This window comes from Streptomyces sp. NBC_01260 (assembly GCF_036226405.1).
In the GTDB taxonomy this organism is placed as follows: domain Bacteria; phylum Actinomycetota; class Actinomycetes; order Streptomycetales; family Streptomycetaceae; genus Streptomyces; species Streptomyces laculatispora.
Genome location: NZ_CP108464.1, coordinates 4430451 through 4452799, shown reverse-complemented (window position 1 = coordinate 4452799; position 22349 = coordinate 4430451). Strand labels below are relative to the sequence as shown.

Genomic DNA, 22349 nt, shown 5'->3' with positions numbered 1-22349 from the left:
CAGGTATTCCTCGTAGCGGTTTCTTGTCTCCGCAGGCACCCCTTTGACCACACCACCAGGAGGAACCAGTGTCATACCCGCGACTGCTCACCCCCGAGGAGAAGCTCGCCGACGCGAAGAAGCTGTTGAGCCTCCCGCGTATCGTCGTGATCTGCGGCTCCACCCGCTTCATGACCGAGATGAACGAGGCCGATCTGCGGGAGACCAAAGCCGGAAAGATTGTCGTCAAACCGGGCTGTGACATGAAGTCGCCGCACGAACTCCGGTCCGATCCTGTCGAGGCCGAGGCGCTGAAGGTTCGACTCGACGAGCTGCACCGGGCGAAGATCCGGCTCGCTGATGAGGTGCTCGTAGTCGGCGACTACATCGGAGACAGCACCCGAGCCGAAATCGCCTACGCCCGGTCGCTGGGCAAGCCCGTGCGGTTCACGCACCCCGAAGTCGACCCTGACGCCTGACCGCCCGCTGCCACCTCGACAACCAAGGCCGGCAGCCCGCCGCCTGACCGTCTCGCGGTGGCTTCGGCCGCCGCGCACCCCACACCCTCCGCAGGCATCCCTTGGAATTGACCATCTCAGTGGCACCGCGCTCGGGCCAGGGCCGTCCGCTACGTGACCGGGCGCAGCCCCAGCGGGCCCGCGATCTCCTCGACCATCACGCGGCCGGCCTCCTCGGCCAGGTCGTCGTCGCCGGCGTCCAGGCCGGTGTCCAGGCCGTCGAGCGCCTGGAGCGGCTGGTTCAGGCGGATATGGGCGATCAGCGACTGGAGGGCACGCAGGGTGGCGGAGGCGGTGGAGCCCCAGTTGGAGAAGTAGGAGAACTGCCACCACCACAGGGCCTCGGTGGTGCGGTCCTCCTCGTAGTGGGCCAGGCCGTGGCGCAGGTCCGTGACCAGGTCGGCCAGGTCGTCGGAGATGCGGGCCGGGACCGGGGCCTTGCGGGGCTCGTACGGGTCGAAGACCTCGGAGTAGACGTCGATCGGCTCCAGCAGGACCGCGAAGCGCTCGCGCAGCCCGTCCGCGTCCGGTTCGGCGCCGAGGTCCGGCTCGTAGCGCTCGTCCGGGAGGATGTCCTCGTACGCGCCCAGCCGGCCGCCCGCCAGCAGGAGCTGGGAGACCTGGAGCAGCAGCACCGGAACGGCTTCTTCCGGCTCCTCGACCCTCGACACCTCGGTGACCGCGACGATGAACGTCTTGATCTGGTCGGCGATCTGGACCGCGAAGTCGTCGGGGTCCTGGGTGACAGTGTTCAGCGTGGCGTCAGACATCGAGGAGACCTCCCGTGGGCACGGTCGGAGACGTTGAGTAGAAGATAACTGCGCTGAACGTAAAGCCGCCGTGAGGCCTCGGAAGAGAGGCCGGGGGCGGGGCCGGAAGGGGTACCGGCAGCGGGTCAGACATCGAGCAGGCGCCTCCCCTCGAAGGCGCGGCCGAGCGTGACCTCGTCCGCGTACTCCAGGTCGCCGCCCACCGGCAGACCGCTGGCCAGCCGTGTCACCCGCAGCCCCATCGGCTTGACCATCCGCGCCAGGTACGTCGCGGTGGCCTCGCCCTCCAGGTTGGGGTCGGTCGCCAGGATCAGCTCCGTGATGGAGCCGTCGGCCAGCCGGGCCAGCAGCTCGCGGATGCGCAGATCGTCCGGACCGACGCCCTCGATGGGGCTGATCGCCCCGCCGAGTACGTGGTATCGGCCCCGGAACTCGCGGGTCCGCTCGATCGCGACGACGTCCTTCGGCTCCTCGACGACGCAGATGACCGTCAGATCGCGGCGCGGGTCGCGGCAGATCCCGCACTGCTCCTGCTGCGCCACGTTGCCGCAGATCGCGCAGAAGCGGACCTTGTCCTTGACCTCCAGGAGGGCATGGGCGAGGCGGCGCACATCCGTGGGCTCCGCCTGAAGGATGTGGAAGGCGATCCGCTGCGCGCTCTTGGGACCGACGCCGGGCAGCCTGCCCAACTCGTCGATGAGGTCCTGAACCACGCCTTCGTACAACGGAAAGCCTTTCCTGCCGCCTGGTCGGCCGCGTCGTGGTACGTACCGTAGGGGGTGCGTACCGTCTTGGGCATGTCCTAGGACATGCCCTTGGTCAGAAGGGGAGACCGGGCATGCCGCCCAGGCCCTGGGCCAGCGGGCCCAGCTTCTGCTGCTGGAGCGTCTGGGCGTTCTCGTTCGCCGCCTGGACCGCCGCGACGACGAGGTCCGCGAGCGTCTCGGTGTCCTCGGGGTCCACCGCCTTCGGGTCGATCACCAGGTTGCGCAGCTCACCGGAGCCGGTGACCGTCGCCTTGACGAGACCGCCGCCCGCCTGGCCGTCGACCTCGGTCCTGGCCAGTTCCTCCTGGGCCTCCGCGAGGTCCTGCTGCATCTTCTGGGCCTGCTGCAGCAACTGCTGCATATTGGGCTGACCACCACCGGGAATCACTGTCACTCCAGGCATTTCGACGACAAATGTTTCGGTACGCCGAGCCTACGTGGTCCCCGGGCGGCGCGCGCCACCCACTGGCGAGCAACTCTTTCGAGTGAGATCGAGTCAGCGAAGGCAGGACTCCTATACCTGATCACAGGCTCCGCGCACCCGGGAATACCGCGATTTCGACCACGCGGCCCACCATTCGGCGGTAGGAAGGGCATGCGTCCCGGTACGCGCACGCGCACCCACCGTCACGCAAGGTTACGTATGGGGCACTGCCGGTCGCAGCGAGCCTCAGTGAGCAGAGGGCAGATATCCCGCCCATCGTCGAGGACGCGGTCGACAGCACGCGTCGTCATGCAGCATGCAGAGGAGTACCCCGGTGAGTCAGCCGGAGATGCAGCCCGAAGGGCCGCCCCGCAACGATTCCGGTGTGCCCGGTCCGGCCGGTTCCGCCCCTCCTTCCGGTACGGGTTCCGGCGCGCCGGGCCGGGATCTGACCGGAGCGCCCTTCCCGCTCGGCGACTGGGGCGAACCCGCCCAGCGGCTCGACGAGCTGTACCGCTGGGTCGAGGCCGAAGCCCTGCGCACCGCCGACTGGTATCTGTGCGACCGGGTGTGGAAGCGGCGTGGGGCCAGGGTGCTGCGGATGGGGACCGCGGCCGGTGCGGTGGCGGGCGCGGCGCTGCCGCTGCTCGATCTGACGGGGGCGCTGCACGGCGCGGCGGGCTGGGGCTATCTGTCGCTGCTGCTGGGCGCCGCGTGCATGGCGTGCGACCGGTACTTCGGCCTGACCTCGGGGTGGATAAGGAATCTCGCCACGGCACAGGCCGTGCAGCGGCGGCTCCAGGTGCTCCAGTTCGACTGGGCCTCGGAGTGCGTACGGGAGGTGCTCGGCCCGACCGAGGGGACGGCGAGCGAGGCGGCCGAGCGGTGCCTCGGCGTGCTGCGGCGGTTCTCGGAGGACGTCACGGAACTCGTGCGGTCGGAGACCGCGGACTGGATGGTGGAGTTCCGGGCCGGTCCCGCGCCGATGGGGACGCAGGCGCTGGTGTCCGGCGGCACGGGTGGCGGGCGTGCCGAGCAGGGCGCACAGCCGGGGAGGTTCCCGCTGCAGTCGATGGGCCGGCCGAACATGCCGCGGCAGCGGCCGCCGGAGTCCCCGCGATGACCGGTGATCACCGTGATTCCGGAGGGGCTCCGGCGGGGGGTCCGGCGGGCGCCTTGTCCGTCAGCCGCCCGCCGGCTCGTCCGTCAGCTGAAGATGATCATTGAGCCCTGGGCGAGGCTGCGGGTGACCGCCGCGTGCAGGCCGAGCCAGACGTGGCGTTCCCGGGCGAACGGGTTGTCGTCGTACGGGATCGGGACCGCCGGTTCCTCCAGTTCGGTGGGCGCGGCGGGCGGCAGCGGGGCGGCCGGCGGGTTGGCCGGGTCGATGCCGATGGACGGGGCGACGAACTCCAGCTCCCGCAGCAGTCCGTGCGAGGAGCCGAGCGGGCCGCCGCCCTCCAGCAGGTCATCGGTGGAGATCGGGTAGGCGAAGTCCAGGGGGACGTACGCCCCGGCGTGGTCGTAGTGCCACACCAGGTGCGACTGCTGGGCCGTCGGCTCGAACATCTCCAGCAACTGCTCGTAGTCGCCGCCCAGTTCGTCCACGGGCGTGACGGCGAGGCCGCTGATCTGGAGCAGATAGGCGCGGCGCAGGAAGTGCAGGGCGTCGTAGTCGAAGCCCGCGACCGGGGCCACGTCTCCGGTCAGGCCCGGCATGTAGGCGTAGACGGGCACGGGCGGCAGCCCCACCTCACCCAGCGCCTTGTCGAAGACGGCTATCTCCTCGGCGAAGGGGTTGTCGGGGCTGTGGCACAGCACATCGACGAGGGGGACCAGCCACAGGTCACAGGCCACGAAGTCTCGCTCTCCAACTGGTGCGTGCGATGGTCGGGACAGCGTAATGCGGCCGGCACGTCGCGGACAGTGGTCCCCCATGACCGACTTCGGGGACCGGTGCCGGTCAGGCTCCCGGCCGCGCCGGGTCCGCGGGTCCGGCCGCCTCGGGCGGCTGCGGTGTGTGACCGGGGTGGGCCGGGTCCCCGGCCGCCAGCCGGTCCGCCCAGCTCAGCGCGTGCCCGTTGTAGTCGTGGACCACCACGCGCAGCGCGTCGCGGTCCCGGAGCGTGACCGCGGCGACGAGGTCGGCGTGCCCGTGCCAGAGCCAGTCCCGTACGTCCGCGTCGCCGCGCAGGTACGGCACGGCGAACACCCAGGCCTGGACGCGCAGCCGGTGCAGGAAGTCGCTGATGTACGTGTTGCCGGCGAGCGCGCCCAGCTCCCGCCAGAAGCGCAGGTCGTAGCCGATGAGGATGTCCAGGTCACCGCCGCGCGCCGCGCGGGCGGCCTCCTCGGCCCGGCGGCGTACGGAGACGAGCGAGTCCCGGCGCTTCAACTGCTGGGCCGGGGACGGGGGCTGCTCACGGAAGACGTCCCGGATCACCCCGTCCATGACCAGAGTGCGGGCCTCCACCATCGCCCGGTAGTCCGCGACGGTGAACTGGTACACCCTGAATCCGCGGTGCTGATCGGATTCGAGCAGGCCCTGCGCGGAGAGATCGAACAGCGCTTCGCGGACAGGCGTCGCGGAGACGCCGTACTGCTCGGCGATCTGCTTGACGGTGAACTCCCGTCCCGGCTGAAGACGCCCCGCAAGCACCTCGTCACGCAGCGCGTCCGCGATCTGCTGCCGCAGCGTACTGCGCGTGACAGCTCCGCTCGCGCGCATGAGCGCCCCTCCCCAGTTTCGGTTTCGGCCACCTTAGACCGAGCCCATCGGCCGCACCGGCCGGGCAGGTGCGGGGAGGGGAGGGGCGCTGTGTGCGGACGGGTGCTACACGGTGTGCTCGTCGGCCACCGACAGCGCGGCGTCGAGCGCTGCGAGCCCCTCCTTGGCCTCGGCCTCGGTGACGTTGCAGGCCGGCACGGCGTGGGTGCGGTTCATGTTGATGAACGGCCACAGGCCGTTCTTCTTGGCCGCCGCACCGAAGGCCGCCATCGGGGCGTTGTCGGCGCCCGTCGCGTTGTACGGGACCAGCGGCTCGCGGGTCTCCTTGTTGCGGACCAGGTCCAGCGCCCAGAACGCGCCGAGGCCGCGGACCTCGCCGACCGACGGGTGGTTCTCGGCCAGCTCGCGCAGACCGGGGCCGAGGACCGTCTCACCGATGCGGGTGGCGTTCTCGATGACCTTCTCGTCCTCCATCACATGGATGGTGGCGACGGCGGCGGCGCAGGCCAGCGGGTGGCCGGAGTAGGTCAGCCCGCCCGGGTAGGGGCGGGTGTCGAAGGTGGCGGCGATCTCGGCGGAGATCGCGACGCCGCCGAGCGGCACGTAACCGGAGTTGACGCCCTTGGCGAAGGTCATCAGGTCCGGCACCACGTCGAAGTGGTCCGCGGCGAACCACTTTCCGGTGCGCCCGAATCCGGCCATCACCTCGTCGAGGACGAAGACGATCCCGTACCGGTCACAGATCTCGCGGACACCGGCGAGATAGCCGGGCGGCGGCGTCATGATGCCGGCCGTGCCCGGGATGGTCTCCAGGATGATCGCGGCGATGGTCGAGGGGCCCTCGTAGGCGAGGGTGTCCTGAAGGTGCTGGAGCGCGCGGGCGCACTCCTCCGCCTCGGTCTCGGCGTAGAACGGCGAACGGTAGAGGAACGGGGCCCAGAACCGGACGACGCCCGCCGAGCCGTTGTCCGACGCCCAGCGGCGCGGGTCACCGGTCAGGTTGATCGCGGTGGAGGTGGCGCCGTGGTACGAGCGGTAGGCGGAGAGCACCTTCGTGCGGCCGGTGTGCAGCCGGGCCATCCGGACGGCGTTCTCGACGGCCTCGGCGCCGCCGTTGGTGAAGAAGATCTTGTCCAGGTCGCCGGGGGTGCGCTCGGCGATGAGGCGGGCGGCCTCGGAGCGCGACTCGATCGCGAAGGCGGGCGCGAAGGTCGTCATCTTCCCCGCCTGCTCCTGGATCGCGGCGACGACGGTGGGGTGCTGGTAGCCGATGTTGGTGTAGACGAGACCGCTGGTGAAGTCCAGGTAGCGGTTGCCGTCGTAGTCCCAGAAATACGCCCCCTCGGCGCCGGCGACGGCGAGCGGGTCGATCAGGCCCTGGGCGGACCAGGAGTGGAACACGTGCGCGCGGTCGGCGGCCTTCACGGCCGCGCCGGCGGCGGGGTCAGCGGCGTCGGCATGACGGGGATGAGGGGTCATACGGCGAGCGTAGGCCGCGGCGGGCGCGGCCCGGTATGGCCACCTTGTATGGAGTGGGGCGTGTGGTTCGGCAGGGTGTCGGGTCCGGCGCGAGGGCCGATGCATTGACAACATGTTGTCGTAGTGACAGCGTGTTGTCATCAGTGTTCTTCCTGCCGCGGAGGCCGTCATGACCCGCAGGACCGTGTATCTGGCCGTGTACGACACCTACGCCGACTGGGAGACCGGGCACACCACCGCCCACCTCGCCCAGCACGGCTTCACCGTCCGGACGGTGGGCCCGACGACCGACCCGGTCACCAGCATGGGCGGGCTGACCGTGCGCCCCGATCTGGCGCTCGCGGAGCTGCGCCCCGAGGACGGCGCGCTGCTGATCCTGCCGGGCGCCGGGCTGTGGGACGCCGGCGACGAACTGGCCCCCTTCGCACGTGCCGCCCGGACCTGCCTGGACGCGGGCGTTCCGGTCGCCGCGATCTGCGGGGCGACGGCGGGGCTGGCCCGCGAGGGGCTGCTCGACGAGCGGGCGCACACGAGCGCGGTGTCCTTCTATCTGGCGGCCACCGGCTACGGGGGCGGCAAGCACTACGTCGACGCGGACGCCGTCACCGACCACGGCCGTGCCGGTCGCGACGGGGCCGGTTCCGGTGGGGCGGGTTCCGGTGGGGCGGGTTCCGGTGGGGCGGATTCCGGTGGGGCGGATTCCGGTGGGGCGCTGGTCACCGCCGGGCCGACCGAGCCGGTCGCGTTCGCCCGCGAGATCCTCGCCCTCCTCGGTGTGTTCGAGGGCGAGAAGCTCGACGCCTGGTACCGGCTCTTCCATGACTCGGACGCGAGCGCGTACGAGGTGCTCCAGGGATGAGCCGCACGGAACAGGACCGGCTGAGCCGGACCGCTCTCGGTGTCTTCCGGCTGAACGGCCAGTTCCTCTCCCTGTCGGAGGAGCTGGCCCGCCCGGCCGGGCTGACCGCCGCGTGGTGGCAGGTGCTCGGGGCGGTGCTGGCCGAACCGTTGCCCGTCTCCGGGATCGCCCGGGTCATGGGCATCACCCGGCAGGCAGTGCAGCGGATCGCCGATCTGCTGGTGGGCAAGGGGCTCGCGGAGTACGTACCGAACCCGGCCCACCGCCGCGCGAAGCTCCTGCGCCCGACCCGGGAGGGCCGCACGGCGATGTCCCGAATCGGCCCCGGCCACGCGGAGTTCGCGGCGCGGCTGTCCCGGGAGCTGGGCCCGGAGGAGTTCGCGGAAACGGTACGCGTGCTGGAACGCCTGGCCCGGGCGATGGACGCGGTGCACCACCCGAGCACGGCCGGTGCTCCGAGCCCCGCCGACGCCTCCGGCCCACCCGGCGGTTGAGGGCACGGACCGGCCACCACCCCCCGCCGGGGCACAACCGCGCCGCTATTCTCGACCCGTTCGGCGTGTCGCCGTACGGGGGAGGACTGCACACCATGGAAAAGCTCGGCTCCGTAGATCCGCAACGCATCGGCGCCTACCGACTGCTGGGCAGACTCGGCGCGGGCGGCATGGGCCAGGTGTACCTGGCCCGCTCGGACCGCGGCCGCACCGTCGCGATCAAGCTCGTACGCGAAGAACTCGCCGAACAGCAGGAGTTCCGCGACCGGTTCAGGCGGGAGGTGATGGCCGCACGCCGCCTCGGCTCCACCTGGACCGCCCCCGTACTGGACGCCGACACCGACGCCGACGTGCCCTGGGTCGCCACCGGCTACGTCGCCGGACCGTCCCTCCAGACCACCGTCTCGGGCCGCGCGAGCACCTCGGCGAGCCCCGCCCCCGGCGCGTACGGACCACTGCCCGAGCGTTCGGTCCACATCCTGGGCAACGGTCTCGCGCACGCCCTGCGGGCCATCCACACCGCCGGGCTCATCCACCGCGATCTCAAGCCGTCCAACATCCTGCTGACGATCGACGGCCCCCGGGTCATCGACTTCGGCATCGCCCGCGCCCTCGACACCGTCACCGACAGCGGCCTCACCCGCACCGGGGCCCTGGTCGGCTCCCCCGGCTTCATGTCGCCCGAGCAGGTGCGGGGCGAGCGGGTGACCACGGCGTGCGACGTGTTCTGTCTGGGCTCGGTGCTGGCGTACGCCTCGACCGGGCGGCTCCCGTTCGGCGATGCCGCCAGCGGGGTGCACGCGCTGCTGTTCCGGATCGCGCAGGAGGACCCGGACCTGACCGGGGTGCCGGTGGACCTCGTGGAGCTGATCCAGGACTGCCTCCGCAAGGACCCGGCGGCCAGACCGGTGCCCGACGAGATCCTGGACCGGCTGGCCGAGGACAACACGTCGGAGCCCTGGCTCCCGGGCGCGCTCCTCGCCCAACTCGGCCGCCACGCCGTGGAGCTGCTCGACTCGGAGGACCCGCAGGACGCGGAGGGGCCGGGAGAGGCAGAGGCTCCTGAGAACGCGGCGGCCCCTGAAAGCGTGGCGCCCCCTGAGGACGCGGTCCCGCAGGACACACCGCCCCCGCCCCCCGCCGAACCGGCCACGTCACCGGAGCACCCCGCACCGGGCAGCACCCACCCCCCGCGCACCACGGCCGGCCCCCAGCAGCCCGCCACCCCGGCGGCCGGACCACCGGTGCCCGGGACGTACTCCCCCGGGACGTACTCCGGGACGCCTTCCCCCGGGTACGGATATCCGCAGCAGCCCGCGCAGCCGTACGCGGCCGCGTACCCGGCCGCGACCCCCGCCCCGGGGTACGGCTATCCGCAGCAGCAGAGCCCCGACCAGGGCTATGCGTACGGCTATCCCCAGCAGCCCGGTTTCGGCTCCACGCCCCCGTACGACCCGCAGTACCCGACCGGAACCCAGCCGCCCGCCCCCGGGCCGGCCCGCCGGAGAGCCGGCTCGACCGTCGCTCTCGTGGCGATCGCGGTGCTCGTCGCGATAGGGGCCGGCGGCTCCGTCTACGCGCTGATGAGCGACAGTGGCGGCGACACCGCCTCCCCGAACCACTCCACCACCCCCTCTCCCAAGGACGACTCCTCCGACTCCGGCTCCAACTCCTCCGACGGCACCCAGGACCCGTCCCCCACCGACGGCGGCGAGGACGGCGTCCCCGAGGCCTACCTGGGCACCTGGTCCAGCGGCATCGACAACGCCGTCGGCCACTCCACCCGCGAACTCGTCATCCAGCAGGGCGGGGCCGGCGACACCGTCCTCAGCCTCACCGCGGAGGGTCCGACCGATGCGGGCGGCACCTACCGCTGTGTCTTCCAGGCAGCTCTGACGGATGCGGCCACCGGAGAAGACCCGCTCCGGATCGGCCCCTCCACCGTGACGCTCGGCGAGCCCATGTCGTCCTGCACACCGGGCGGTCCGACCACGCTCACCCTGCTCCCTGACGGCACCCTGAGCCGCGAGAACACGGACACCGGCGAGAGGCTCACGTACACGAAGTCCGAATGATCAGGGCAGGCCGCGCGGTACGAGACCCACGGGACGGCCGGATGCCTGCCGACCATAATGTGTACGCACCGTGAAGGTCATGCCATACCCTGCGTTCCTGTGCCGCGCCCCTTTCTCGTCTACGGGTGGCAAGCGGCCCTCTTTTACCGTGGGGGTAGAGATCAACAACTTCCGTATGCGCAGGGTCTCCACCGCGACTTCGATCGCGGTCCTGTTCAGCTCAGTGGTACTGGTCGGCGGTGCGGCGAATCCGGCCGCGGCCGACTCCAGCAGAATCCTTCCTGCAAAGTCCGTCGGCGACATCCTCGCGGACGGTGTGCACAAGCACGTCTTCATCAGTGACCCGACCGGCGGCAAGGTCCTCGTCGCCGACTACAGCGGGGCGGTCGTCGCGACGATCCCGTCGCTGCCCGGAGTCACCGGGCTCGACCTGTCCGCCGACTCGGGCACGCTCTACGCCGCCGTCCCGGGCGCCGACGCCATCGTCACGATCGACACGAAGGCGCTCAAGGAGTCCGCCCGGTACGCCACCGGCGAAGGCACGGACCCGAAGTACCCGGCCCTGGCCGGCGGCAAGCTCTGGTTCGGTTACGGCTCGGGCGGCTCGGGCCACATCGGCTCGCTCGACCTGAACGGCGCCGAGCCGGTCGTGACCCTGGACCCGGAGGAGAACGGCACCTGGTACGCGGCGCCGACCCTGGCCTCCGCGCCCGGCGCGCCCAATGTGCTGGCCGCCGGCATCGAGAGCCAGAGTCCGACGGAGCTGGCCGTGTACGACGTGGCCTCGGGCACGGCCACGGAGACCGCGCGGACCCGCACGGACGGCGCCAACCTGCAGGACCTGGCGCTCAGCCCGGACGGCACGCAGGTCGTGGTGGCCAGCGGGTACCCGTACGTCCACCAGGCGTACCGGACCTCCGACCTCACTCCCGGGGTCGCGTACCAGTCCGGTTCGTACCCCAACTCTGTCGACATCGCCCCGGACGGTACGGTCGCCGCCGGCATCGACGGGGTGTACTCGCCCGACGTGTACGTGTACAAGCCGGGCGCCTCCACCAGCAAGCCGGTGCGGACGTTCGACTTTCCCAACACCGGTACCAGCAGCGGTTCGGACACGCTGGTCCCCGCCGGGCTGGCCTGGGCACCGGACACCAGCCTGCTGTTCGCCGTCACGGTGAACAGCAAGGACGTCCGTTCACTGCGGGTGCTCACCGACACCGTCAAGTCGCGGACCACGGTCACAGTCACCGCCCCAGCGAAGTCGACGCGCGCCAAGAAGCTCACCGTCAGCGGCAAGGTGACGTCGGGCGGCGCGTTCGCGGCGGGCGCCAAGGCCACGGTGACGCGTACCGATGTCGAGTCACCCAAGGGCAAGGCCCTCCCCGCGGTGACGCTGAAGTCGAACGGGGCGTTCTCCTTCTCCGACACCCCGCCCGCGGGCGGCACGGTCACGTACAAGGTGTCGTACGCGGGTGACGCCATCCACTCCGCCGGATCGGGCTCCGGCAAGGTCGCCGTCTCCCGTGCGGCCACCTCGCTGACCCTGAACCGCAACAAGGCGCTGTACGCGTACGGCACCGACGTGTCGTTCACCGCGCACCTCGGCAAGACGTACAAGAACCGCACCGTCGAGCTGTGGGTGGACCCGTACGGCACGGACAAGCCGAAGAAGCTGGCGAAGACCGGAAAGGTCAACTCCAAGGGCAATCTGTCCACCACGGTCGACATGACCCGGGACACCACCGTCACCGCCGTCTTCAAGGGTGACGGCCGCTACGCGTCCAAGACGGTCACGTCCACGGCGTACGCGAAGGTGAAGGTCTCGACCGCCGTCGCCAAGCAGTACAAGACGGCCAAGATCGGCTCCACCTCGTACGCGTACTTCCACAAGAAGACCGACCCGGTCTTCACCACGACGATGAACTACTACAAGAACCGCTCGTTCAAGCTGTCGCTGGAGCTCAACTACCAGGGCAAGTGGTACGACGCGGGCTCGCAGTACTTCAGGCTCGGCACCAACGGCAAGACCGCCGTGACGCTCAAGGGCACTCACGAGACGGGATACCGGATGCGTGCCCGCTCCTCGTACGTGAACGGCTCCTCGGGCGACTCGGTCAACTCGACCACCCACGGCGCCTGGAAGTACTTCATCTTCACCAAGTAACCGCAGCGGCACGTTGGATGGGGTGGCGGACGGGCATCGACAGCCCGGACGCCACCCCGCCCCCTTTGGGTCCGAAAGGCCCTAGACCAGCGGCTTGACCGACATCAGCAGGTGCTGGTGCGGCGGCTGCGACGCCCCTTCCGCCGTGGCCATCGCGTCCTCGCGGGTGTCATGCCCGGTGACCATGGCGCGCTGCCCCGGACCCATCAGCCGGAACCGGACGACCGGTGCGTCGAACGAGGCCAGCGCGTCCATCAGGTAGGAGGGGTTGAAGGCGACCGCCATCTCCTGGGCGCCCGCCAGCACGGCGGGCAGCCGCTGGGACGCCACGTCGTCCTCGTAACCCGCCTGGAGCAGCACCGAGTCCGTGTGGAAGGCGAGTTGGAGCGGGCTGTCGTTGTCCGCCACCACCGAGACCCGCTTCACCGCCTCGACCAGGGGCTCGCGCTCCGTGACCGCCGTGACAGGGTCCGACATCGCGAACAGCTTGTCGTGGCGGGGCAGTCGGCCGTCCAGGAGCCGGACCGTGGTGCGCATCCCGGCCAGCTCGAAGCCGGCCGACCCGTTGTCCAGTGCGAGGCTGACCATGCCCGCGCGGCCGAAGGAGCGGGCGATCTCGGTGAGCCGGCGGGCCGAGACCACGACATCCGCCGAGACGTCCGCCGCCCCGGGCTTCCAGCCGAGCGTGCGGACCGCGAAGCGGTACCGGTCCGTCGCCGCCAGGGTCATCCGGTCGCCGTCGAGCCCCAGCCGGATTCCGGTGAGCGTCGGCAGGGTGTCGTCCCGGCCGGCCGCCACCGTCACATCCGCGACGGCCGCCGCGAACTCCTCGCAGTCCACCGCCCCGAGGACCTCCGGGAGCGGCGGCAGCGACGGATAGTCGTCGAGCGGCAGCACCGAGAGGCCGAATCCGGCTCCGCTGCCCGTCACCGTGAAGCGGGAGCCCTCCACCGCGCACTCCACCGCGCCCTCGGGCAGCACCCGGCAGACGTCCAGCAGCCGGCGGCCCATGACGAGCACCTTGCCGGGCCTCAGGATCTCGGCGTCCACCTCGATACGGGCGGACGCCTCGTAGTCGAGGCCGGAGATGCACAGCCGGCCGTCCGCCGCTTCCAGCAGCAGACCGCCCAGCACAGGAACGGGTGATCTCGTGGGCAGCACCCGGGCCGCCCAGGTGACCGCGTCGGCCAGTGCGCCGCGCTCGATCCGGAACTCCATGGTGGTGACCTCTCCTCGTGCGCCGGCGACCATCTCTGGTCCTCGACGCTAAGGGTCACCACTGACAACGGAGCGAGGAGGCGGTTGCGCCGACGACAGCGGCCACCCCCGTGAGCCGCTGCCGTCGTCCCCCGTGCCTCTCCCCCGAAAGGCCCGCAACCGCGTTCGGACTCTAGGCCGCGGAGCAGGAGCCGGTAAAGATTCAGTTCGCACTGTGTGGGCGGTGAGGGGTATCAGTCCGCACAACCAGGCCGGTACGCTTCACTCCGGTTCCTGGCAGGAGCGGGGGAAGTGTGCACGCGCGCGGTCGCGCCGACGACGTCATACGGATGCACGGGCTCGCCCGCTCCGGCGGCTCGCGGGAACTGCTGCGCTGGGTGTCCGGCCGTGCCGACGGCTGGGCGGGACTGCTCGGCCGCGAGGGCACCGTCCTGTACGGCGTCGCCCGGGACCCGGATGCCGCGAGCGCCGGATCGGCCGCCCTCGCGGCCGAGGGCGCACGGGAGCTGACGGCGCTCGGGGCCCGCTCCCTCTCGTTCGACAGGGGGCCGCACACCGCGCTGCTGTTCGCCCTGGAAGGCCCGCCGGGCACCGCCGCACCGGTCCTCGCCGTGATCGGCCGGCGCCCGCTGCCGGACCGGCTGGCCGTGCTCCTCGCCGACGCGGCCCTGCCGCTCACCATGTGCTGGGCGGCCGAGACCGTCGAGCGCAAGCGCCGTCGCGTCGATCTGGCGGAGTCCCGCGGCCGCGAGGCGGTGCTGCATCTGCTCATGACCGGCCAGTTGTCGATCGCGCACCAGGTGGCGGGCGCGCTGAGGCCCGCCCTGCCCGACCCCGTCCGGGTCTGTGTCGTCGAGTGCTCGGGCGGCGGCAGGGACGAGGTGGCCCGGATCTGCACGGAGCTCTCCGGCGGCCGGTCCTGGATTGTGCGGTGCCCGGTGTACGCACGCCATCTGATCCTCATCGTGCCGGCGGGACCGGAACCGGCGGACGGGGGGCTCGGCCCGGAGGTGGCCGCGGTGGTGGACGACTGCGTCGTGGGCATCAGCCAGGACGTACCGCTGTCCGACACGGCGACCGCGTACCGCCAGGCCTTCCACGCGCTGGCCGTCGCCCGCGGGCTGCCCGGCCGGCACGCCGGCTTCGGCTCGGCACCCGAGCCCGCGCTGGTGGTCGGCGCCGAGGGTGCGCGGTGGGCCGACGCCCTGCTGGCCCCGCTGCTCGGGCATCTGCCGCGGCGCAGCCAGGACCCGGGCAGTCAGGAACTCGCGGCGACCCTCGCGTCCTGGCTCGCGTTCTCCTCGCACGCGACCTCGCACCTGAAGATCCACCGCAACACCCTGGCCGCACGGCTGCGGCTGATCGGCGAGCTGCTGGACCTGGATCTGAACCGGGTCGCCGACCAGGCCGCACTCGATCTGGCCCTGGCCGTCCGCGCCACACCCGCCCTGCCCAGGTCCGGCCGCCCGGCCGGGGACGCGGCGGCGCCCGTCCTTTCGCTGGACGAGATCCTGCGCAGCCCGGCGGTCCGCTCCTGGGCGGCCCAGCAGGTGGGCCCACTCGGCACCCCCGCGGCGGCGGACAACGCCTCCGACCCGTACACCACCCTGCGCGCCTGGCTGGAGTGCGAGGCCCAACTCGGGCCGACGGCCAAGGCGTTGTCCATCTCCGTACCCGGTGTGCGCAAACGCCTCACCCGGCTGGAGACCGTGCTCCAGCGCTCGCTCCTGCGGACGCCGAGTGCCCGCTACGACCTGTGGCTGGCGTTCCGGGCGCTGGACCTGACCGAGGGCGGACAGCCGAACGGGGGGCGCCGCCGGCCGTGAGGCCGCCAGGCGCCCCCCGACGGGAGCTCAGCGGGTCAGCAGCTCAGGTTCGATCCGGGCGTCGTGCCGAGGATCGACACGAAGGCCTGGTACTTGTCGATCCGGCTCTGGACCTGGGCGGGGTTGCCGCCGTTGCACTCGATGGAGCCGTTGATCGAGCGGATCGTCTCACCGAATCCGGCGCCGTTCACCATGGCGTTGTGGGCCGTCATGGTGCCGGGTCCGTTCTGGGTGTTCCAGTACCAGAGGCCGGTCTTCCAGGCCACCGCGGCGTTCTGCTCGACCAGGTAGGGGTTGCCCAGCAGGTCGATGCCGAGAGCGTCACCGGCGGCCTTGTAGTTGAAGTTCCAGCTGAGCTGGATCGGGCCGCGGCCGTAGTACGCGGACTGGCCCGCGGGACAGCCGTAGGGCTGGCTGCTGTCGCAGTAGTGGGGGTAGTTGGCCGTGTTCTGCTCGACCACGTACACCAGGCCGCCGGTCTCGTGGCTGACGTTGGCCAGGAACGCGGCCGCCTCCTGCTTCTTCACCGTGTCGCTGCCGGTGTTGGCGAAGCCCGGGTAGGCGCTCAGCGCGGCGGTGAGACCACTGTAGGTGTAGAAGGAACTCCGGCCCGGGAACATCTGGTTGAACTGCGCCTCGCTGACGACGAAGCCGTCGGACGAGCCGGGGCCGCCCGGGTCCGTGCCGCCGCTCCCGCAACTGCCCTGATCGGCCCAGACGTCGGAGCTGCCGGGCTTCTCGTTCTGGGTCCACCACTTGGCGGTCCAGTTGTGCCCGTTGTACGAGGCGGCGCCGCCGCCCGTGTAGACGGACGAGGAGTTCCAGGCAGCCGCGCAGTCGGCCGCCGATGCGGTGGTGGCGGGAAGGACGACAAGCGCCGCGACGACCGCGCCCAGCGCGGCGAGCACGCCCATGATGCGTCTGATCATGTGAACACTCCTTCGGCGCGGCGCACCGAGCTCATCGGTGCGCCGCCATGGGGGGTGCCGACACTCAAGCGCTGCTGGTCTGGACCTGTCAAGGTCCAGACCATCGTAAGGAAACCTTCCCAGCCCGCCACCCCCGCACGGAGGCACCGCCGCCCTCACAGGCCACAGGCGCCCTCAACAGGGCCTATTCCGGAGGGAGTCACTCCGCGCCCTCACCCGGAACGGGGACGGGCCCGAAGGTAAAACCTTCGGGCCCGTCCAGCATTCGGGACGCCCTACTGTCCGACCGGTCAGCCGCGCACCCTTGCCCTCACACCTGTCGCGCCGTCAGCAGGTGAGTCCGGAACCCGGGTTCGTGCCGATGATGCCGGTGATCCGCTCGTACTTGGCGACCCGCGCCCGCACCGATGCGGGATTGCCGCCGTCGCACTCCAGCGCGCCGTTGAGCGAGCGGATCGTCTCGCCGAATCCGGCGCCGCCGACCATGGCCTCGTGCGAGGTCATGGTGCCGGGACCGTTCTGGGTGTTCCAGTACCAGAGCGCGGTCTGCCAGGCGACCGACGGGTCCCGCTCGACCAGCCACGGGTTGTTCAGCAGGTCGAGGCCGAGCGCGTCACCGGCGGGCTTGTAGTTGAAGTTCCAGCTGAACATGATCGGGCCGCGACCGTAGTACGCGGACTGCCCGGCCGGGCAGCCGAAGGGCTGGCTGTAGTCGCACTTGATCCAGTAGTTGGCCTCGTTGATCTCCTTCACGCACTTGAGGCCGACCGACTCGAAGTCGGCGTGCGTCAGGAACGCCGCCGCCTCCCGGCTCCGCATCGCCTCGGTCCCGGTGTTCGCGAAGCGCGGGTAGGCGTGCAGGGCGTCGATCAGCCCCTGGTACGTGTAGAAGGGGTCGCGGTCCGGGAAGATCCTGTCGAACTCCGCCTCGCTGATGACGAAGTCACCGACCCCGCCCGTACAGGCTCCGCCGTCCTGCCACACGGTGGTGGCGCCCGGATTCTCGTTCCGCGTCCACCATTTGGCCGTCCAGTTGCGGCCGTGGTGCGAGACGGCGCCGCCGGCCGTATAGGCCGTCGAGGAACTCCACAGCGGCGCGCACGAGGCGACGGGGGCGGGGGCCGCCGCATGCGCCGCGGCGGGAAGGAAGGCAGCCGTCGCGACGACGGCGCTCAGTGCGGTCAGAAGGCTCTTGATGCGGTTCAGCGCTGCTCACTCCTTCGGCAGGGCACACCGAACGGGCTCCGGCATGCGTCCCGGCACCCCGACACCCAACCCCCACTGGTCTGGACCTGTCAAGGTCTAGACCAGCACCCGGTATCCGCCCGGTCGCACCGCACCCCCGACCGCACGGCGAACAGCAGGCGAACGTCGGCCGAAGGTCTCGCCCGACGGCCCCAACTCCCTTGCCACACACGTACGGTGGCGCGAACCGCAGACCGGCGGCGCGGGTGCGCGGGCACCCCGGGGGGAGCTGGTGAAGGCCGTGGAGTGGTTCAGCGCCGAGAACATCGTGGCCGTGCTCACCGCCGTACTGGGCGTCCTCGCCTCCATCGGCGTGCTCTGGTACGAACGCCGGGTGCCCCGCCGCAAACGCATCGGCTACCGGGTGCAGATGGACACGCCGATCGGCAGCGACGTCAGCCAGGGCCGGGCCAACGTCCGGCTCGGGCTCTTCGACGAGACCCCGGACATGTCCGACGCCACGCTCGTCCTGCTGCGCATCGAGAACGACGGCTCGCAGTCCATCACCCGCGGCGACTACACCGGCCCCGACGAACAACTCCACGGCCTGGTGGTCGAGTTCACCGAACGCCGGGTTCGCGGAATCGCCGTCACCCACTCGCCCGGCGCGGACCACCTGATGGACCACTTCACCCCGGCCGCCGGACTCCGCGAGACCGGCTCCCTCATCCGGCTGCCGCGCGTCCCGCTCAACCGGGGCGAGCACTTCAAGCTCCTGGTCCTGCTGACCGGTTCACACGTGGGCAGCCCGATCCGGGTCACCGGCGGCATCCGGGACGGCGAGGTGACGCCGAACAAGGCGGCCCGCCCCGACGAGAAGCCCCCGCTGTTCGGCCGGGCCGCCCGGTTCATCACCGTCGCGCTGACCGTCTGCGTCGTCACCCTGGCCTCCATCATCCTGGTCCGGGACGACACCCCGCCCCCGATCGGCTGCGCCCGCGGCGAGCTGACCCTGACCGGCTCCACCGCCTTCGCACCGGTCCTGCGGGAGCTGGCGGTGAAGTACGGCAAGGCGTGCGAGGGGGCCACCGTCACCGTGGACGCGCACGGCAGCACCGCCGGGATACGGGAACTGGCCGACCGGGGCTCCGAGGCCGGGAAGTCCGGCTCACCCGCCCTCGTGGCCCTCTCCGACGGCCCCAAGCCGAGCGGCTTCCCCCAACTGCGCGAGAACCGCGTCGCCGTCTCGCTCTTCCGCCTGGTCGTCAACGACCGGGTCCCGCTGAAGAACCTGACCGGCGACACCGTCCGCCGGATCTACCGGGGCGACATCCGCGACTGGAGCGAGCTGGGCGGCCCCGACCTCCCCGTACTGCTGGTCAGCCGGGACGCCAACTCCGGCACCCGCGAGGTCTTCCAGCGCCGGGTCCTGGGCCGCAACGAGCCCGCCCAGTCCTCCCGCGACTGCACCACGAAGGACGACCCGCGGGCCGCCGTCATCCGCTGCGAACTCGACTCCACCGAGCAGGTCCTGGCCGAGGTCGGCCGCCTCGACGGCGCGATCGGCTACAGCGAACTGCGCTCCGGCACCAAGCCCGCCGGGGCGCACCAGATCGCCATCGACGGCGACGCCCCGTCCGTCGACACGATCGGGACCAGCCGCTACCCGTACCGGGAGATCGAGTACGCGTACACCTACGGCAGCCCGCCCGCCGACTCACTGGCCTCCAGCTTCCTGGCCTACCTCAGCCGGGGCAGCGGCCAGGACGTCGTCCGCACCCACGGCCACCTGCCCTGCGCGACGCCGGAGGGGCTGCGGATCTGCGGGGAGGGGTGAGCGCGGGCACGCGAGGAGGGCCGGGAGCGGGTACGCGGGAGGGCCGGGGCACATGCGCCGCCCCGGCCCTCCGTCCGCTCCCGTGCGCTTACAGGAACGAGTTGATCTCGATCGTCTCGGTCCGGCCGGGGCCGACCCCGATCGCGGAGATCGGGGCGCCGGACATCTCCTCCAGCGCCTTCACGTAACCCTGCGCGTTCTTCGGCAGGTCGGCGAAGGTCTTCGCCTTGGTGATGTCCTCGGACCAGCCCGGCAGCATCTCGTAGACCGGCTTCGCGTGGTGGAAGTCGGTCTGGTTGTACGGGAGCTCCTCGACGCGCTTGCCGTCGATCTCGTACGCCACACACACCGGGATCTGCTCCCAGCCGGTGAGGACGTCGAGCTTGGTGAGGAAGAAGTCGGTCAGGCCGTTGACCCGGGTCGCGTACCGCGCGATCGGGGCGTCGAACCAGCCGCAGCGGCGGTCGCGGCCGGTGGTGACACCGCGCTCGCCACCGATCCGGCGCAGCGCCTCGCCGTCCTCGTCGAGCAGCTCCGTCGGGAACGGACCGGCGCCGACGCGCGTCGTATAGGCCTTGAGGATGCCGATGACCCGGCTGATCTTCGTCGGGCCCACGCCGGAACCGGTGCAGGCGCCGCCCGCGGTCGGGTTCGACGAGGTGACGAAGGGATACGTGCCGTGGTCGACGTCGAGCAGCGTGCCCTGACCGCCCTCGAAGAGGACGACCTTGCCCTCGTCGATGGCGTTGTTCAGGATCAGCGTCGTGTCGGCGACGAAGGGCTTGATCTGCTCCGCGTACTGGAGCATGTCCTCGACGACCTTGCCGGCCTCGATCGCGCGGCGGTTGAAGACCTTGGCCAGAAGCTGGTTCTTCTGCTCCAGGGCCGCCTCGACCTTCTGCTCCAGGATCGACTCGTCGTAGAGGTCCTGGACGCGGATGCCGACCCGGTTGATCTTGTCGGCGTACGTCGGGCCGATACCGCGCCCGGTCGTGCCGATCTTGCGCTTACCGAGGAACCGTTCCGTCACCTTGTCGACGGTGACGTTGTACGGGGTGATCAAATGGGCGTTACCGCTGATCAGCAGCTTGGACGTGTCCACGCCGCGGTCGTTCAGCCCACTCAGCTCGGAGAGCAGGACGGCCGGGTCGACCACGACACCGTTTCCGATGACCGGGGTACACCCCGGTGACAGGATTCCGGAGGGGAGGAGATGCAGTGCGTACTTCTGGTCGCCGACGACCACCGTGTGGCCGGCATTGTTGCCGCCTTGGTATCGCACCACATAGTCCACGGATCCACCGAGGAGGTCGGTGGCCTTCCCCTTGCCCTCGTCACCCCACTGAGCACCGAGCAGCACAAGTGCGGGCACAGGCGTACACCCCTTCCGGGCGGGGCATGTCCAAGGTCAGGGGGCGTACGTAAACGCCGTGCATGCCGCACGACGTTGTACGACACGGCCTGAACCGTCGAACCGGGTGCCCCGGAATAGACCAAGCCCCTGGCGCAATAGCGCAAGGGGCTCTTGCACCAAGATGCTACCCGAGGAAGGACCGAGGTGTCGGCTGCCCAGCCCCCCGGTAACGGTGCGCCCCGTCTGCTGGTGGTGATCGATCCGGTCGCCCGCCGGACGGACGGCGAGTCCGTGCGGATCGCGAGGGACGTGCTGAGCGCCGGCTCGCACGCCAAGATCTGCCTCCCCGACGGGCCCGAGGAATTCGCCCGGGCCCTCTCCCGCAGGGGCGGCCGGCGGCCGGTGGTGGTCGGTGACGACCGGGCGCTGAGGCGGGCGGTGGCCCAGCTGCACCGGGAGCGGGAACCGGCCGGAAGCACCCTTTCGCTGATCCCGGTCGGCGCCGCGGCGGCACTGGAACTCGCCCGTTCACTCGGCGTGCCGACGAGTGCGGTGGCGGCGGCCCGCACCGCGCTCGACGGTGCGGTGCGACGGCTGGACCTGCTGGTCGACGACAGCGACGGAGTGGTCCTGGGTGCGCTGCGCATCCCGGCCCCGAGCGGCGCACCGGGCACGGAGGCCGTCCACTCGGGCGTCACCGCGGTCTGGGACACCTGCCGCTCCCTGGTCCGGACCCTGGTGCACCCGGCGCCCGCGGCCCTGCCCGCCCCGCTGCGCACGCACCGGCTGCGGATCGAGGCGGACGGCGTCCTGCTGAACGATCTGGACCGCCCGGTCGAATCGGTGACGGTGACCTCGGGGTGCGGCGACGGCGGCCTCGCGGAGGTGACGATCCACCCGCCGGACGGCGACCCGGTCACCACGGAGGCCAAGGCCGTCACGGTCTCCGGCGCGGACTTCCGCTACCGCGCGGACATACAGGTCGGCGGGCCGGTGAGGACGCGCACCTGGACGGTGCGGGCGGGCGCGTGGGGGCTGATGCTGCCGGTGCCGGCGGGGTAGCTCCCCCGAGTGCCTCCCCCGCGCCGGACCGGCGTGCGGGTGCCTTCAGGCGCCCGTGTAGCCGTCGGCCGTCGGGAGGTCGAGCGTCTTGCGGTGGTCGTGCCAGCGGGCCATCAGCCCCTCCAGCTCCGACTGCAGGAACTCGAAGAACGCCGCCGTCTCGGCGATCCGGGCACCGGCGGGCGTGTGCTCGCCGAGCGTGCGGGCCCCCTCCCGGAGGGTGCGCTCCCAGCGGGTCAGCACCTGGTCGCGGCTGGCGAAGGTGGTGTACCAGATCTCGTTGTGCAGGCGGTAGCGGTCGCGGCGCGAGCCCGGTTCGCGTTCGCGGCCGACCATGCTGACCTGGGTGAGGTAGTTCACCGCGCCGGACACGGCGGCCGGGCTGATCTGCAGCGCCAGGGCGAGCTCGGCCGAGGTCATCGAGGCGTCGTCGTCGGCGAGCAGGGCGGCGAAGACCCGGGACGCCATCCGCTGCATCCCCGCTTCGGTCATCTCGGACGCGAACCGCTCGACGAAGCGCGAGACCGCCTCCGCGTCACGCTGCGCGGGGGCCCCGCCCGCGTCCTGGCGGTCCCCTGCGTTCTCCGCGGATTCGCTGCTCATCAGCCCCATCGTCTCCCTGCGTCTGCCCGGGTGCCCGGGCAGACTCCGGCCCCGTCACTCGTCCGAGTTTATATGTTT

General features: G+C 71.2%; 20 protein-coding genes. 9 read left to right on the top strand and 11 right to left on the bottom strand.

Annotated features, from left to right (window positions below):
• The first annotated feature begins 68 nt into the window (after positions 1-68).
• Positions 69-458 (top strand): hypothetical protein, encoded by a 390-nt coding sequence (locus OG322_RS19890; RefSeq protein ID WP_329306755.1) that lies wholly within the window; start codon positions 69-71, stop codon positions 456-458.
• 149 nt (positions 459-607) lie between these two features.
• Here the strand turns inward: OG322_RS19890 and OG322_RS19885 are convergent, their stop codons facing one another.
• From OG322_RS19885 to OG322_RS19875, 3 genes are all read right to left on the bottom strand, one after another.
• Positions 608-1267 (bottom strand): DUF5063 domain-containing protein, encoded by a 660-nt coding sequence (locus OG322_RS19885; RefSeq protein WP_123460164.1) that lies wholly within the window; start codon positions 1265-1267, stop codon positions 608-610.
• A 125-nt stretch (positions 1268-1392) separates the two neighbouring features.
• Positions 1393-1992, bottom strand: a complete 600-nt coding sequence (gene recR / locus OG322_RS19880; RefSeq protein WP_123460165.1) for a recombination mediator RecR — start codon at positions 1990-1992, stop codon at positions 1393-1395.
• A 94-nt stretch (positions 1993-2086) separates the two neighbouring features.
• A complete protein-coding gene (locus OG322_RS19875; protein WP_123460166.1) occupies positions 2087-2422 on the bottom strand; it encodes a YbaB/EbfC family nucleoid-associated protein in 336 nt (111 codons plus the stop codon).
• A gap of 385 nt (positions 2423-2807) precedes the next feature.
• On the opposite strand from OG322_RS19875, the gene OG322_RS19870 reads away from it, so the two are divergent.
• Positions 2808-3581 (top strand): SLATT domain-containing protein, encoded by a 774-nt coding sequence (locus OG322_RS19870; RefSeq protein ID WP_123462102.1) that lies wholly within the window; start codon positions 2808-2810, stop codon positions 3579-3581.
• 83 nt (positions 3582-3664) lie between these two features.
• Here the strand turns inward: OG322_RS19870 and OG322_RS19865 are convergent, their stop codons facing one another.
• The 3 genes from OG322_RS19865 to OG322_RS19855 all read right to left on the bottom strand — a co-directional run bounded on the left by OG322_RS19865 (position 3665) and on the right by OG322_RS19855 (position 6665).
• Positions 3665-4315: a hypothetical protein gene (locus OG322_RS19865; protein ID WP_123460167.1), complete on the bottom strand. Its 651-nt coding sequence runs from the start codon at positions 4313-4315 to the stop codon at positions 3665-3667.
• 106 nt (positions 4316-4421) lie between these two features.
• Entirely contained in the window at positions 4422-5186 is a 765-nt protein-coding gene (locus OG322_RS19860) for a GntR family transcriptional regulator (protein ID WP_329306754.1), read from the bottom strand.
• Between the two features lie 105 nt (positions 5187-5291).
• On the bottom strand, positions 5292-6665 hold the full coding sequence (locus OG322_RS19855; RefSeq protein WP_123460169.1) for an aspartate aminotransferase family protein: 1374 nt from the start codon (positions 6663-6665) through the stop codon (positions 5292-5294).
• A gap of 169 nt (positions 6666-6834) precedes the next feature.
• On the opposite strand from OG322_RS19855, the gene OG322_RS19850 reads away from it, so the two are divergent.
• The 4 genes from OG322_RS19850 (at position 6835) to OG322_RS19835 (ending at position 12257) form a co-directional block, all read left to right on the top strand.
• The gene (locus OG322_RS19850; RefSeq protein ID WP_329306753.1) at positions 6835-7524 is read left to right on the top strand and encodes a DJ-1/PfpI family protein; all 690 of its coding nucleotides are present in this window, start codon (positions 6835-6837) and stop codon (positions 7522-7524) included.
• On the top strand, positions 7521-8018 hold the full coding sequence (locus tag OG322_RS19845) for a MarR family winged helix-turn-helix transcriptional regulator (protein WP_123460171.1): 498 nt from the start codon (positions 7521-7523) through the stop codon (positions 8016-8018). The genes OG322_RS19850 and OG322_RS19845 overlap by 4 nt, the downstream gene beginning before the upstream one ends.
• A gap of 95 nt (positions 8019-8113) precedes the next feature.
• Positions 8114-10093, top strand: a complete 1980-nt coding sequence (locus OG322_RS19840) for a serine/threonine-protein kinase (protein ID WP_123460172.1) — start codon at positions 8114-8116, stop codon at positions 10091-10093.
• A 175-nt stretch (positions 10094-10268) separates the two neighbouring features.
• Positions 10269-12257: a YncE family protein gene (locus OG322_RS19835; RefSeq protein ID WP_329307749.1), complete on the top strand. Its 1989-nt coding sequence runs from the start codon at positions 10269-10271 to the stop codon at positions 12255-12257.
• An 81-nt stretch (positions 12258-12338) separates the two neighbouring features.
• On the opposite strand, the gene dnaN is transcribed toward OG322_RS19835, so the two are convergent.
• Entirely contained in the window at positions 12339-13475 is a 1137-nt protein-coding gene (dnaN, locus tag OG322_RS19830; protein WP_123462104.1) for a DNA polymerase III subunit beta, read from the bottom strand.
• A 329-nt stretch (positions 13476-13804) separates the two neighbouring features.
• Here dnaN and OG322_RS19825 point away from each other — a divergent pair, with 329 nt between their 5' ends.
• Positions 13805-15301 carry a helix-turn-helix domain-containing protein gene (locus OG322_RS19825; protein WP_329307748.1) on the top strand — a complete coding sequence of 499 codons (1497 nt, stop codon included), beginning with the start codon at positions 13805-13807 and terminating at the stop codon, positions 15299-15301.
• Positions 15302-15336: 35 nt separating this feature from the next.
• On the opposite strand, the gene OG322_RS19820 is transcribed toward OG322_RS19825, so the two are convergent.
• Both OG322_RS19820 and OG322_RS19815 read right to left on the bottom strand, forming a co-directional pair.
• Positions 15337-16230 (bottom strand): glycoside hydrolase family 19 protein, encoded by an 894-nt coding sequence (locus tag OG322_RS19820; RefSeq protein WP_123460175.1) that lies wholly within the window; start codon positions 16228-16230, stop codon positions 15337-15339.
• 327 nt (positions 16231-16557) lie between these two features.
• Positions 16558-17436, bottom strand: coding sequence for a glycoside hydrolase family 19 protein (locus tag OG322_RS19815; RefSeq protein WP_329307747.1), 879 nt, complete (start codon positions 17434-17436; stop codon positions 16558-16560).
• A gap of 280 nt (positions 17437-17716) precedes the next feature.
• On the opposite strand from OG322_RS19815, the gene OG322_RS19810 reads away from it, so the two are divergent.
• Complete coding sequence (locus tag OG322_RS19810) at positions 17717-19252, top strand: substrate-binding domain-containing protein (RefSeq protein WP_329306752.1); 1536 nt, start codon at positions 17717-17719, stop codon at positions 19250-19252.
• Positions 19253-19340: 88 nt separating this feature from the next.
• Here the strand turns inward: OG322_RS19810 and OG322_RS19805 are convergent, their stop codons facing one another.
• On the bottom strand, positions 19341-20624 hold the full coding sequence (locus OG322_RS19805) for an adenylosuccinate synthase (RefSeq protein ID WP_123460177.1): 1284 nt from the start codon (positions 20622-20624) through the stop codon (positions 19341-19343).
• Positions 20625-20810: 186 nt separating this feature from the next.
• On the opposite strand from OG322_RS19805, the gene OG322_RS19800 reads away from it, so the two are divergent.
• Entirely contained in the window at positions 20811-21668 is an 858-nt protein-coding gene (locus OG322_RS19800) for a diacylglycerol kinase family protein (protein ID WP_123460178.1), read from the top strand.
• A gap of 45 nt (positions 21669-21713) precedes the next feature.
• Here OG322_RS19800 and OG322_RS19795 read toward each other — a convergent pair whose 3' ends face one another.
• Positions 21714-22271, bottom strand: a complete 558-nt coding sequence (locus OG322_RS19795; protein ID WP_123462108.1) for a GbsR/MarR family transcriptional regulator — start codon at positions 22269-22271, stop codon at positions 21714-21716.
• Positions 22272-22349: the final 78 nt, after the last annotated feature.

Excerpts from the sequence above, each read along its gene's own strand:
- OG322_RS19820 (WP_123460175.1), bottom strand. The coding sequence starts at position 16,230 with ATGATCAGACGCATCATGGGCGTGCTCGCCGCGCTGGGCGCGGTCGTC.
- OG322_RS19795 (WP_123462108.1), bottom strand. The coding sequence starts at position 22,271 with ATGAGCAGCGAATCCGCGGAGAACGCAGGGGACCGCCAGGACGCGGGC.
- OG322_RS19840 (WP_123460172.1), top strand. The coding sequence starts at position 8,114 with ATGGAAAAGCTCGGCTCCGTAGATCCGCAACGCATCGGCGCCTACCGA.
- OG322_RS19850 (WP_329306753.1), top strand. The coding sequence starts at position 6,835 with ATGACCCGCAGGACCGTGTATCTGGCCGTGTACGACACCTACGCCGAC.
- OG322_RS19825 (WP_329307748.1), top strand. The coding sequence starts at position 13,805 with ATGCACGGGCTCGCCCGCTCCGGCGGCTCGCGGGAACTGCTGCGCTGG.
- dnaN (WP_123462104.1), bottom strand. The coding sequence starts at position 13,475 with ATGGAGTTCCGGATCGAGCGCGGCGCACTGGCCGACGCGGTCACCTGG.
- OG322_RS19860 (WP_329306754.1), bottom strand. The coding sequence starts at position 5,186 with ATGCGCGCGAGCGGAGCTGTCACGCGCAGTACGCTGCGGCAGCAGATC.
- OG322_RS19870 (WP_123462102.1), top strand. The coding sequence starts at position 2,808 with ATGCAGCCCGAAGGGCCGCCCCGCAACGATTCCGGTGTGCCCGGTCCG.
- OG322_RS19855 (WP_123460169.1), bottom strand. The coding sequence starts at position 6,665 with ATGACCCCTCATCCCCGTCATGCCGACGCCGCTGACCCCGCCGCCGGC.
- OG322_RS19835 (WP_329307749.1), top strand. The coding sequence starts at position 10,269 with ATGCGCAGGGTCTCCACCGCGACTTCGATCGCGGTCCTGTTCAGCTCA.
- OG322_RS19885 (WP_123460164.1), bottom strand. The coding sequence starts at position 1,267 with ATGTCTGACGCCACGCTGAACACTGTCACCCAGGACCCCGACGACTTC.
- OG322_RS19845 (WP_123460171.1), top strand. The coding sequence starts at position 7,521 with ATGAGCCGCACGGAACAGGACCGGCTGAGCCGGACCGCTCTCGGTGTC.